Source organism: Pseudomonas sp. KU26590 (assembly GCF_026153515.1).
In the GTDB taxonomy this organism is placed as follows: domain Bacteria; phylum Pseudomonadota; class Gammaproteobacteria; order Pseudomonadales; family Pseudomonadaceae; genus Aquipseudomonas.
The window spans coordinates 2,590,350-2,602,286 of sequence record NZ_CP110644.1; the positions used below are offsets into that span (position 1 = coordinate 2,590,350).

9 protein-coding genes are annotated in these 11,937 nt (G+C 62.0%); 5 read left to right on the plus strand and 4 right to left on the minus strand.

What is annotated here, in order from left to right:
- Positions 1 to 208 precede the first annotated feature (208 nt).
- The 4 genes from OKW98_RS11525 to xylA all read right to left on the minus strand — a co-directional run bounded on the left by OKW98_RS11525 (position 209) and on the right by xylA (position 5,792).
- Positions 209 to 1,345, minus strand: coding sequence for a sugar ABC transporter permease (locus OKW98_RS11525; protein ID WP_265389268.1), 1,137 nt, complete (start codon positions 1,343 to 1,345; stop codon positions 209 to 211).
- A complete protein-coding gene (gene xylG, locus OKW98_RS11530) occupies positions 1,342 to 2,934 on the minus strand; it encodes a D-xylose ABC transporter ATP-binding protein (protein ID WP_265389269.1) in 1,593 nt (530 codons plus the stop codon). Before xylG ends, OKW98_RS11525 begins: the two co-directional genes overlap by 4 nt.
- Positions 2,935 to 3,151: 217 nt before the next feature.
- Positions 3,152 to 4,153 carry a D-xylose ABC transporter substrate-binding protein gene (gene xylF / locus OKW98_RS11535; RefSeq protein WP_265389270.1) on the minus strand — a complete coding sequence of 334 codons (1,002 nt, stop codon included), beginning with the start codon at positions 4,151 to 4,153 and terminating at the stop codon, positions 3,152 to 3,154.
- A 322-nt stretch (positions 4,154 to 4,475) separates the two neighbouring features.
- Complete coding sequence (gene xylA, locus OKW98_RS11540; RefSeq protein ID WP_265389271.1) at positions 4,476 to 5,792, minus strand: xylose isomerase; 1,317 nt, start codon at positions 5,790 to 5,792, stop codon at positions 4,476 to 4,478.
- 190 nt (positions 5,793 to 5,982) lie between these two features.
- Between xylA and OKW98_RS11545 the strand changes: the two genes are divergently transcribed.
- The 5 genes from OKW98_RS11545 to OKW98_RS11565 all read left to right on the plus strand — a co-directional run bounded on the left by OKW98_RS11545 (position 5,983) and on the right by OKW98_RS11565 (position 11,870).
- Positions 5,983 to 7,170 (plus strand): XylR family transcriptional regulator, encoded by a 1,188-nt coding sequence (locus tag OKW98_RS11545; protein WP_265389272.1) that lies wholly within the window; start codon positions 5,983 to 5,985, stop codon positions 7,168 to 7,170.
- A 66-nt stretch (positions 7,171 to 7,236) separates the two neighbouring features.
- Positions 7,237 to 8,163 (plus strand): Gfo/Idh/MocA family protein, encoded by a 927-nt coding sequence (locus OKW98_RS11550; protein WP_265389273.1) that lies wholly within the window; start codon positions 7,237 to 7,239, stop codon positions 8,161 to 8,163.
- Positions 8,164 to 8,846: 683 nt separating this feature from the next.
- A complete protein-coding gene (gene nudK, locus OKW98_RS11555; RefSeq protein WP_265389274.1) occupies positions 8,847 to 9,431 on the plus strand; it encodes a GDP-mannose pyrophosphatase NudK in 585 nt (194 codons plus the stop codon).
- 147 nt (positions 9,432 to 9,578) lie between these two features.
- Entirely contained in the window at positions 9,579 to 10,130 is a 552-nt protein-coding gene (locus OKW98_RS11560; protein ID WP_265389275.1) for a sigma-70 family RNA polymerase sigma factor, read from the plus strand.
- Positions 10,131 to 10,175: 45 nt separating this feature from the next.
- The gene (locus OKW98_RS11565) at positions 10,176 to 11,870 is read left to right on the plus strand and encodes a multidrug ABC transporter permease/ATP-binding protein (protein WP_265389276.1); all 1,695 of its coding nucleotides are present in this window, start codon (positions 10,176 to 10,178) and stop codon (positions 11,868 to 11,870) included.
- Positions 11,871 to 11,937: the final 67 nt, after the last annotated feature.

Here is an 11,937-nt window from a genome sequence, read left to right on the forward strand (position 1 = left end):
GTGGGCCGTATGTTACACCGTCGTCCTGAATCGAGAACCGGCAGGTTGTCGCGAGTCGTGTACGACAGATCCAGGATTGACCGGTCCGGCGCTCCAACTTGCTGGCGAAGGCACTCGTCCAGACATGAGCGTGTGAGCTTACACAACAGGTTCGCCAGCAAGCCGGCTCCTACGGGCTCGTGTGGTGAAAGTCGGTGTGGTTAAGCACTCACCGCCGCCCGGCCCGCGTACTCACATCCACCCACACCGCCAGCACCAGAATGCTGCCCTTGACGATCATCTGCCAGTAGCTGTCGACGTCGAGCATGGACATGCCGTTGTCGAGGCTGGTGATGACCAGGGCGCCGAGCAGTGCGCCGTACACGGTGCCCGAGCCGCCGCGCATGGAGGTGCCGCCGATGAAGCAGGCGGCGATGGCGTCGAGTTCGCCCATGTTGCCCGCCGACGGTGAACCGGCGGCCAGGCGGGCGGTGTTGACCAGGCCGGCGAGGGCGCACATCACGCCCATGATGCCGAAGATCCACAATTTCACCGCCTGCACGTTAATGCCGGACAGGCGCGTGGCTTCCATGTTGCTGCCCACCGAGTAGATGCGGCGGCCGAACACGGTCTGGCTGGTGATGTAGCTGAAGACGCCAAGCAGGACCAACAGCAGCAGGACAGGCACCGGTATCCCGTCGTAGCTGTTCAGCGTGTAGACGAAGCCCGCAAGCACAGCCCCTATCGCCGCCACGCGCACGACATCCCGAACCAGCGAATGCGCGGCCAGCCCGTGCAGCGCGCGGTTGCTGCGCTGGCGCCAGGTCAGCAACAGCGTCAGCGCAAACAACAGCACGCCGAGCACGATCCCCACCAGCGGCGGCAGATAACCCTGGCCGATGTAGACCAGTTCCGGCGACACCGGCGCGATGGTGGTGCCGCCGGTGATCCCCAGAAGAATCCCGCGAAACGCCAGCATGCCGCCCAGGCCGACGATGAACGAGGGAATGCGCAGGTACGCGGTCATGCAGCCGTTGGCGAGGCCGATCAACAGCCCGCAGCCGGCGACGATGCACAGGTTCAGTGGCAGCGGCAGGTGATAGACCACGTCGAGAATCGCCGCCACGCCGCCGAGCAAACCGAGCAGCGAACCCACCGACAGATCGATCTCGCCGCTGATGATCACCAGCACCATGCCGCAGGCCAGAATCCCGGTAATCGACATCTGCCGCAGCAGGTTGGACAGGTTGCGCGGCGTCAGGAAACCCCCATCGGTTTGCCAACTGAAGAACAGCCAGATGACCGCGATGGCGATCACCAGGGCGAGCATTTTGTAGCGAGTAAACAGTTGCTTGAGCTGATTCATTGACGCGCGTCTCCCACAGCACCTGGCCGGTCGTTATTGTTTTTGTTGTGCGCAGCAAGGGCGTCCCCGGACTGGCTGAGTGCGGCAGCCAGCACCTGTTCCTGGGTCAGGCCCTGATTGATGAAGTCCCCGCGCAGTTGGCCTTCGCCGATCACCAGCACGCGGTCGGAGACGCCGAGCACTTCGGCCAGCTCCGACGACACCATGATGATCGACACGCCGCTGGCCGCCAGCGCGCCCATCAGTTTGTAGATCTCGTACTTGGCGCCGACGTCCACGCCGCGAGTAGGCTCGTCGAGAATCAAAACTCGCGGCTGGGTCAGCAGCATTTTCGCCAGCACGGCTTTTTGCTGATTGCCGCCGGAGAGGCTGGTGATTGGCAGGAACGGGCTCGCGGTCTTCAGGTGCATGCGCGCGATTTCCTTGTCGATGCTGCCCAGCTCGGCTTCGGCGTCGATGCGCGTCAAGTGGGCGAAGCGGTCGAGCACGGCGAGGGTGATGTTCTGGCCCACGCCCAGGTCCGGAATGATGCCCTGACGCTTGCGGTCCTCGGGGACCATGCACAGCCCCGCCCGGATCGATTTGAGTGGCGTGCGCGTGTCGATGGGTTTGCCGTCCAGCCACACTTCGCCGGTGTACCGGCCCGGGTAGGCGCCGAACAGCGCCGAGACCAGTTCGGTGCGGCCGGCCCCGACCAGCCCGGCGATGCCGAGGATTTCCCCGCGCCTGAGCACGAACGAGATGTCATCCACGCGCTTGCGTTTCGGGTTGTCGACGTCGTAGCAGGTGACGTGGCGCGCCTCGAAAATCACCTCGCCAACGGTGTGGGGCTCGGTGGGGTAGAGGTTGCTCATCTCGCGGCCGACCATCTGCGTGATGATCTTCGGAATGTCCATGTCGGCCATGGCCGTGGTCGCGATGTGCTTGCCGTCGCGGATCACCGCGATGGTGTCGCAAACGGCGGCGACTTCATCGAGCTTGTGGGAAATGTAGACACAGGCGACGCCTTTGGCTTTGAGCTCGCGAATGATGTCGAGCAGGACCTCGATTTCCGAGCGGGTCAGGGCAGAAGAGGGCTCGTCGAGGATCAGCAGTCGCGTCTGTTTGTTCAACGCCTTGGCGATTTCCACCAGTTGCTGATAACCGCCGCCGTATTGCGAGACCGGCAGGGCGACGTTCATGTCCGGCACTTTCAGTTCGCGCATCAGGGCTTCGGCGCGGTGGATCATCGCCGGGTAATTCATGCGCCCGCCCGGCAGGGTCAGTTCGTGGCCCATGAAGATGTTTTCCGCCACCGACAGGTCGGGGACGAGGGTGAGTTCCTGGTGAATGATGACGATCCCGGCGGCCTCGGTTTCGCTGATGGATTGCGCCCTCAGCGGCTGGCCGTCCCAGAGGATTTCACCCTCCCAGGTGCCGTGGGGATAGACCGCCGAGAGGACTTTCATCAGCGTTGATTTGCCGGCGCCGTTCTCGCCGCACAGGCCGACGCATTCGCCGGCGCGCACCTTGATGTCGATGCCGTTGAGTGCCTTGACACCGCCGAAGGATTTGACGATGCCGTTCATTTGCAGCAGGTAATCGGACATTGCGCGCTATTCCCAGGACAGGCCGGAGTTCTCGTGCAGGAGCGAGGCTTGTCCCGCGACCGGCTGTGTAGCCGTCGTAAATTCAGCAGACGCGTTGTGTCAGACAAACCACAGTGTCAGGTTTTACGACGGGTTCCCGCCGCTCGCGGGACAAGCCACGCTCCTACAGGTGTCGGTGCAGGCTCACACTGCAGCTAGGGCAGCCTGCCAAGGGTGATCACTTCCCGGCGATCTGGTCCTTGGTATAGAACCCGTCCTTTTCCAGCAGATCGATGTTGTCCTTGGTCAGCGGCGTCGGGGTCAGGAGGATGGTGTCGACCTTTTTCGCGCCGTTGTCGTACTGCGAGCTGAAGGTAGGTTTTTCGTTACGCGCCAGTTGCACCGACAGTTTCGCGGCTTCCGAGGCGATCAGTTTCAGCGGTTTGTACACGGTCATGGTCTGGGTGCCGTCGATCACGCGCTTGACCGCGGCCAGGTCGGCGTCCTGCCCGGAGATGGGCACTTTGCCGGCCAGTCTCTGCGCGGCGAGGGCCTGAATCGCGCCGCCGGCGGTGGCGTCGTTGGAGGCGACGATGCCGTCGATCTTGTTGTTGTTTTTGGTCAGGGCGTTTTCGACGATGCTCAGGGCTTCGGTCGGGTTCCACTCCTTGACCCATTGCTGGCCGACAATCTTGATGTCGCCCTTGTCGATGGCCGGCTGCAGTACTTTCATCTGGCCTTCGCGCAGGACCTTGGCGTTGTTGTCGGTGGGCGCGCCGCCGAGCAGGAAGTAATTGCCTTTGGGCGCAGCTTTGAGCACACCGGCCGCCTGCATTTCGCCGACTTTTTCGTTATCGAAGGAAATATAGGCGTCGATGTCGGCATTGAGGATCAGCCGGTCGTAAGACACCACTTTGATGCCGGCCTTCTTGGCTTCGGCAACCGCGTTGGTCAGCACGGTGGCGTTGAACGGCACGATGACGATGACGTCGACGCCGCGGGAGATCAGGTTTTCGATCTGGGAGATCTGTTTGCCTTCGTTGGCATCAGCGGACTGGACGTACACCTTGGCCTCCATTTTCTCTGCGGCTGCGACGAAGTAATCGCGGTCCCGGGCCCAGCGTTCGAGGCGCAGGTCATCGATGGAAAAGCCGATTTTCGGATGGGCCGAATCGGCCATGACGGGCAGGCTGAGCAGGGCCAGGGCAGTGGCGAGCAGGGTGGTCTTGAAGCTGTTCATGGGGTTGCGTCCTGTTATTTTTGTTTAGAGACACTTTTCGAGCATGTACCGGTGGAACTGTAGAGACTGGCCGCGCGCGGCGAGCAGGGATTTGTCGTGAGAATGTAACCAACGCAATTCCCGGCTGAAGCCGGTCCTGCTCACCCATCGCGTCCATCCAGCGGATTTGGCGATGACCTCGACTGGTAGGACCGGCTTTAGCCGGGAATGCGTCAGTCGTCACACTGCAAATGTGAGGGTGCTACCACTGGCCTCTTCCCGGCTGAAGCCGGTCCTACGAAAGACATAGCATCCATCCAGCAGGGATCGCGGGCGCCTGCTGTCAGGGATAGATAAACCGGTTGACCACGCCTTCGAGCATTTCCTGGCGGCCGCTCACGGCTTGGGGGTTGAGTTCGTTGTCCAGCGCGTGCTGCGCCAGAGAATCCAGGCTGAATTCCCCCGACAGCACGGCGCGCCCGAACGGTTGGTCCCAGCCGGCATAGCGCTGGTCCTTGAACGCCTGCAGCTTGTCGTCCTGAATCATCGCAGCAGCCCGTTCCAGCGACAGCGCCAGCACGTCCATGGCCGCAACGTGGCCGTAGAACAGGTCGATTTCGTCCAGGCTTTGCCGGCGTACTTTTGAATCGAAGTTATAGCCGCCGTTCTTGAAACCGCCGGCCTTGAGAATCTCGTAAGTGGCCAGGGTCAGCTCTTCGACGCTGTTGGGGAACTGGTCGGTGTCCCAACCGTTCTGCGGATCGCCGCGGTTGGCGTCGATGCTGCCGAAGATGCCGAGGGACGCCGCCGTGGCGATTTCATGGTGAAAACTGTGGCCGGCGAGGGTGGCGTGGTTGGCCTCGATATTGACCTTGATCTCTTTCTCCAGACCGAACTGCTGCAGAAAGCCGAACACCGTGGCGGTGTCGTAATCGTATTGGTGCTTGGTCGGCTCCTGGGGTTTGGGCTCGATCAAGAGGTCGCCGGTAAAACCGATCTTGTGCTTGTGCTCGACCACCATGCCCATGAAGCGCCCCAGTTGCTCGCGCTCGCGCGCAAGGTCGGTGTTGAGCAGCGTTTCGTAACCCTCGCGACCGCCCCACAGCACGTAGTTCGAGCCCTTGAGCCGATGGGTCGCGTTCATCGCGCTGAACACCTGGGCGGCGGCATAAGCGAACACTTCCGGGTCGGGGTTACTTGCAGCGCCGGCCGCGAAGCGCGGGTTGCTAAAGCAGTTGGCAGTGCCCCACAGCAGCTGAATGCCGCTCTGTTCCTGATGGCGTTCGAGTTCGTCGACCATCTGCGCGAAGTTGTGGCTGTACTCCTTGAGGCTCGCGCCTTCGGGGGCGACGTCGGTGTCGTGGAAGCTGTAGTAGTCGATGCCCAGTTTTGAGAAGAATTCGAACGCCGCGTCGGCTTTCAAACGCGCCAGCTCCATGGCGTCCCCCGGTTTGACCCATGGCCGCTTGAAGGTGCCGACGCCGAACATGTCGGCGCCCGGCCAGACGAATGTGTGCCAGTAGCAGGCGGCCATGCGCAGGTGTTCGCGCATGGGTTTGCCGAGGATGATCTTGTTGGCGTCGTAATGGCGGAAGGCGAGGGGCGACTCGCTGCCGGGGCCTTCGTAGCGAATGGTGTCGATATCGGGGAAGCAGGGCATCGCGGTTTCCTTATTGTTTTGGCGGCGGCGTTCTTCACGTTTTTTGTTCTTGGCTGTCACCGATACTAGCAACGGCCTCGTGCGCGCCGATTGCGAAAATCACCAACCCGGTGTTCGATTTTGAGTATTGAGATTCCCCCGGCGCAGGCCTAGTCTGTGCCGACTCGCTTCACAGGCCCGGGGAACAATAATGAAAACCGTCCCGCCCGCTCACCGCATCGCGCTGTTGTTCAACGGCGGCAAGATCTATGACCGCGGCATCATCACCGGCATCGGCAATTACCTGAGCAGCACCCGTGCCTCCTGGGACCTGTTTCTGGAAGAGGACTTTCTCTGCCGCCTGAAAGGCATTGAGCGCTGGCAGGGCGACGGCATCATTGCGGACTTCGACGATCCGCTGATCGGCGAGGCGCTGGCCGGCAGCACCTTGCCGGTGGTGGCCGTGGGCGGTTCCTACGAGGACGAGCGGGCCTACCCGAAGCACATTCCCTACGTCGCCACCGACAATTTTGCGCTTATCAAGCTGGCCTATGAGCACCTGATCGAGGCCGGGCTGACGCGTTTTGCCTGTTTCAGCCTGCCGGAAGCCCAGAGCAATCGCTGGGCCCAGGAGCGCGAGAAAGCCTTCCACCGGCTGTTGCAGCGCGACGGTTTGCACGGCGAGGTCTATCGCGGTCTGAGCACCAGCGCGCCGATGTGGGACAGCGCCGTCGAACAGCAGATCACCTGGCTGCAAAGCCTGCCTAAACCCATCGGTATCATCGCTGTCAGCGATGCCCGCGCGCGGCAGTTGCTGCAGGCGTGCCTGACGGCGGGCATCGCGGTGCCCGAGCAAGTGGCGTTGATTGGCATCGACAACGACCCGCTGACCCGCACCCTGACGCGGGTGCCGCTCAGTTCGGTGACCCAGGGTACGCAAAGCATGGGGCGCACGGCGGCGCGTTTGCTCCACCAGATGCTCCACGGCATGCCGTCCACTGCCAGCCAGATTCTGGTACCTCCCGAGGCCATCAACGTTCAGGCCTCCAGCCTGCATCAGCCGCTGGGCAATCCTTACGTCATGCAGGCGCTGCACTTCATTCGCCAGTACGCGTGCCAGGGCATTAAAACCGCCCAGGTCGCGGGCTACGTCGGCATTTCCCGTTCTTCGCTGGAATCGCACTTTCGCAGGGCGCGCGGTTGCAGCGTGCATGACGAGATTCTGAGCTTCAAACTGACCGCCGCGGCGTCGGGCCTGAAGCACGGTGACTCGGCCATCGCCGACATCGCGCAAAACTGCGGTTTCAAGTCCGCGCAATACCTGCACACGGTGTTCCGCCGGGAGTTCGGCTGCACCCCCCGCGAATATCAGCAAGGGGATGCGGCACCGATTCATTGATTTGCTTTAGGGCGCCCCGTTGTGGGCGCGTCTGTCATAACAACGACAACATCACAGGAGTCATCGATGCATCCGATTCGTTTAGGGCTGGTGGGTTACGGCAAGATCGCCCAGGACCAGCACGTGCCGGCGATCCACGCCAGTGACCGCTTTGAGCTGGTGGCCGTGGCGACGCTGGGTCAGCACTGTCCGGGCGTGCCTAACTTCAATTCGCTGGCAGAGCTGCTGGCGCAAGGACCGGCGGTGGACGCCATTGCGTTCTGCACACCGCCCCAGGGGCGTTTTGCGCTGGTTGAAGAGGCGCTGAAAGGCGGCAAACACGTGCTGGTGGAAAAACCGCCGTGCTCGACCCTGGGCGAAGCGCTCTCTCTGATTGATGAAGTCAATGCAGCGGGCGTCAGCGGTCTGTTCGCCTGGCATTCACGCTTCGCCCCGGGCGTGAGTAATGCTGCGCAATGGCTCGAAGGCAAGACGCTCAAGCAGGTGCGGATTGACTGGAAAGAGCAGGTGCGCAAGTGGCATCCGGGGCAGGCGTGGATCTGGCAGGCCGGCGGGCTGGGCGTGTTCGATCCGGGGATCAATGCGTTGTCGATTGTCACCGAACTGCTGCCCAGCGCGCTGTTCGTCGAGTCTGCCCACCTGAGCGTGCCGAGCAACTGCCAGTCGCCGATTGCGGCGTCGTTGCAGATGCGTTGCGGTGAGGACGTGCAGGTGATCGCCGAACTGGATTTCGATCACAGCGTCAACGAGCAGTGGAGCATCGAGCTGCATTGCGAAGAAGGCGTTATGCGTCTTGACGCGGGCGGCGCGCAGGTCAGCATCGACGGCGTGGCGCAGACCGTGTCGGAAGAGGGCGAATACCCGGCCATGTATGGGCACTTCGCACGACTGATCGACGCGGGTAAGAGCGATCTGGACCTGCAGCCGTTGCGCATCGTCGCCGACAGCTTTTTTGTCGGCAGCAAGGAGACGGTGGCGGCTTTTATCGAGTGACGCGTGATGATCGACGCCCGGCCCGGCCCGGCCCGGCCCGGCCCGGCCCGGCGTGCCGGAACGGGCGTCGATGCGCATTTCACGCCTGCGAACAGCGTCAGATGTGCACGACCCCGGCCAGGGCGATTGAGAACGAAACGATCAGGGTCAACAGAATGGTCATGTTGATGGACATTGCGGGCAAATCCTTGTCTGGTTAATCAGTGGCGCCATCATCCTGATTTGCACGGGCAAACTGAACGGCGTTCGTGCCTATGTTGGCAATCGATAGAAACAATAGTTCGGGGTTTTTGTGTGGCGCGAGCATGTTTGACCCTTTAACACGGCGTTGCCTGATCCGACGCCTTCGCGGGCAAGCGGGCTCCTGCAGGGTATGCAACGCCTATTAGTGGGACCGGCTTTAGCCGGGAAGGCGTCGGGAGTGACACCGCCAATATGAGGGTACTCACACTGGCCTCTTCCCGGCTAAAGCCGGTCCCACAAAAAGCGATGCGGCGCGACTACTGATCGCAGGCTTACCCTCGGGAAACGGCCAGTTTGATCGCCGTTTTCACGGCGGACGATAGAGCTCCGCCGAGCACAAATCTGTAGGAGCCGGCTTGCTGACGAACGCGGTTAGCCGTTCACCACCGGACCACCGTTGGCAATCGATATCAAAAAACGCATTTATCAAGGACCGCTATATGCCATCCACCCCCACCCCCATCCGCATCACTGACGAACAACTCCTCTCAGACAACTGGTACGTGCTCAAGAAATACAGCTTCGAGCTGCAACGCCGTGACGGCAGTTGGCAGTCGCAGACCCGCGAGGTGTACGACCGGGGCAATGGCGCGACGATTCTGTTGTACAACCTCGAACGCCGCACCGTGGTGCTGACCCGGCAGTTCCGCATGCCTGCCTTCGTAAACGGTCACGATGGCTACCTGATCGAGGCCGCAGCCGGGTTGCTGGACAACGCCAGCCCCGAAGAGCGCATTCGCCTGGAAGCCGAGGAAGAAACCGGCTACGTCGTGCGCTCGGTGAAGAAGATCTTTGACGCCTTCATGAGTCCCGGTTCTGTCACCGAGCGGATTCACTTTTTCATCGGCGAATACCAGCCCGGCGATCGGGTCAGCGACGGCGGCGGGCTGGAAGAGGAGGGCGAAGACATCGAGGTGCTGGAGCTGGATTTCGAGCAGGCCATCGCCATGGTGGAAAGCGGCGAAATCAATGACGGCAAGACCATCATGCTCCTGCAATACTTGGAGCTTCGCCTGATGAAATGAGAACGGCAGGGACAAAACGACTCAGGATACGACGAGAAAGTTTCACCAATCGGTAAACTTTCTTACGTTGCAATGAGAATCGTTTGCGTTATCCTTCGCGTTCCTTTGTAACCAGGGATGTCGAACAAGATGGATTTTCGCCCTGCAATGAGCCAGCCCGCACGGCTCGGCTCACCGTGTGTTGGCGCCACCCGTGGCGCGAGAGACCCGCGCCTTGAGGCGCTGATGGGCACCTACAACACCCACCGCGAGGCGCTGCTGCGCCTGGCGGCAAAATTCCTCGGCTGCCGCGCCCGCGCTGAGGATGTGGTCCAGGACGCGTTCGTGAAGATGCTCGAAAGCGGTCTCGCCTCCACGGAACCGGCGCGCTACATGTTTCGCGTCGTGCGCAATCTGTCGATCGATCGACTGCGCCGCCAGCGTCTCGAACGCAGCCACGGCGTCGAAGCCGAGCATGAAGAGCAGATACGTTTCGAGGTGTCCCCAGAACGTGTGCTGGCCGGTCGCGAGTCCCTCGGTCAACTGGTCGGCGCGCTCAACGAATTGCCCAAGCGCATGCGCATCGTCTTCGACCTCAGCCAGATCCAGGGCTACACCCAGCGTGACGTGGCCAAGGTCATCGGCACCTCGCCGACGATGGTCAACTTTCTCCTGCGCGACACCCTGTCTCACTGCCGCGCGCGGCTCGGCGAGCTCTAGGCACCGCCGCGTCATGTCCCCCGTTTTCACTGCCCGGAGTCATCCATGAAATTAATTCGTCTGGTCTTCCAGCAATACCGCTGGCCGCTTGCATTGGTGCTGCTGCTGAGCGTCAGCAGCGGGCTGTTGAGCGTCGGCGTGATTGCCTTCGTCAACCAACGCATGATCAGCAGTCACGAAGGCCTCGGCACCGCGCTGTGGCAGTTCGGCCTGATGCTCGCCGTGCTGCTGGCGCTGGCGTCCGGGGCGTCGTTGTCGCTGACCGCGCTGGGTCACCGGTTCGTTTATGGCCTGCGCCGGGTCATGGTCAAGCGCCTGCTCGACACCAACATCGAGCGCATCGAATCCATCGGCGGTGCGAAAATCTTCGCCAGCCTGTCCAGCGACATTCGCGCCGTGACCATGGCCTTCGTGCAACTGCCGGACCTGATCTACGGCTCGGTGCTCAGCGTCGCGTCGTTCAGTTACCTGGCCTGGCTGTCGCCGTCGCTGTTCATCACCACGCTGTGCTGGATGGCGTTCACGTTGGGGGTGGGCTGGCTGCTGGTGGGCAAACTTAACGCGCACATTCGGGCATTGCGTGAGTCCGAAGACAAGCTCTATCAGAGCTACCAAGGGGTGATCGACGGACGTAAGGAGCTGACCCTCAACCGCGACCGCGCGCGCCGTCTGTATGAAGAAACCTTCGACGTCGCCGCCCAGCGCTACCGCGAGCATTTTACCCTGGCTGACCGGTATCACGGCCTGGCCAGCAACTGGGCCAACATCATGGTCCTCGGCACCATCGGCCTGGCGTTCTACCTGGCCAACGGGCTGGGCTGGGCGCCGACGGAAGTGGCGGCGACCTATGCGCTGACCGTGCTGTTCATGCGCACGCCGCTGGTGCTGGCGGTGGCAGCGATTCCGGCGCAGATCTCCGGGCGCGTGGCGCTGGATAAAGTCGAGTCGCTGGCCCTGGCCGAGCACCACGAAAGCTTCGACGTCGCCCCGAGCCACATCGCCGGCCACTGGCAGACCCTCGAACTGCGCGACGTCGAATACCACTATGCGCCCCAGGGCGACGAGCCCGGTTTTGATGTCGGCCCGGTGAGCCTCACCCTGCGCCGTGGCGAAACCGTGTTCCTCATGGGCGGCAACGGCAGCGGCAAATCCAGCCTGGCGCGCTTGCTCAGCGGCCTGTATCGACCGTCGGCGGGGGCGATCCTGATCGACGGCCAGGTCATCGGTTCGGACGACTGGCTGGCCTACCGTCAGCTGTTCGCCAGCGTGTTCACCGACTTCCACCTGTTTGCTCAATTGCTCGGTGCCGATGGGCAGAACGCCGATGTCGCTGATGTCGACCACTGGCTGGAAAAACTGCACATGAAGCACAAGGTGCAGCTCGCCGACGGGCACTTGCTCGACACGCGCTTCTCCCAGGGGCAGCGCAAGCGCCTGGCGCTGATGCTGGCGCTGCTGGAGAAGCGCGACATTCTGCTGCTGGACGAGTGGGCCGCCGACCAGGACCCGTTGTTCCGCCGCTTCTTCTACCGCGAGCTGCTGCCGATGTTCAAAAAGGCCGGCGTCACGGTGTTCGCCATCAGCCACGACGACCAGTACTTCGACCTTGCCGACCGTCTGGTGAAGATGGAGTCCGGGCAGCTCAGCGAGCTGCAGGGTGATCGCCGCGAAAACGCCAGCCGCGACGCTGTGGAAGAGATCGGCGCCGCCTACCAAATGAAAACAGCAAAGGCGTTGTAAGAATTTTCCGCGACCGGGACTAAACAGCTGTCAGCCTCAGTCGTCATGTTAATGAGAATCAGTCTTA

What these genes read in the sequence shown, in the direction of transcription:
- OKW98_RS11565 (WP_265389276.1), top strand. Translation starts at nt 10,176, where the DNA reads ATGAAATTAATTCGTCTGGTCTTCCAGCAATACCGCTGGCCGCTTGCA.
- nudK (WP_265389274.1), top strand. Translation starts at nt 8,847, where the DNA reads ATGCCATCCACCCCCACCCCCATCCGCATCACTGACGAACAACTCCTC.
- OKW98_RS11545 (WP_265389272.1), top strand. Translation starts at nt 5,983, where the DNA reads ATGAAAACCGTCCCGCCCGCTCACCGCATCGCGCTGTTGTTCAACGGC.
- OKW98_RS11560 (WP_265389275.1), top strand. Translation starts at nt 9,579, where the DNA reads ATGAGCCAGCCCGCACGGCTCGGCTCACCGTGTGTTGGCGCCACCCGT.
- OKW98_RS11525 (WP_265389268.1), bottom strand. Translation starts at nt 1,345, where the DNA reads ATGAATCAGCTCAAGCAACTGTTTACTCGCTACAAAATGCTCGCCCTG.
- OKW98_RS11550 (WP_265389273.1), top strand. Translation starts at nt 7,237, where the DNA reads ATGCATCCGATTCGTTTAGGGCTGGTGGGTTACGGCAAGATCGCCCAG.
- xylA (WP_265389271.1), bottom strand. Translation starts at nt 5,792, where the DNA reads ATGCCCTGCTTCCCCGATATCGACACCATTCGCTACGAAGGCCCCGGC.
- xylG (WP_265389269.1), bottom strand. Translation starts at nt 2,934, where the DNA reads ATGTCCGATTACCTGCTGCAAATGAACGGCATCGTCAAATCCTTCGGC.
- xylF (WP_265389270.1), bottom strand. Translation starts at nt 4,153, where the DNA reads ATGAACAGCTTCAAGACCACCCTGCTCGCCACTGCCCTGGCCCTGCTC.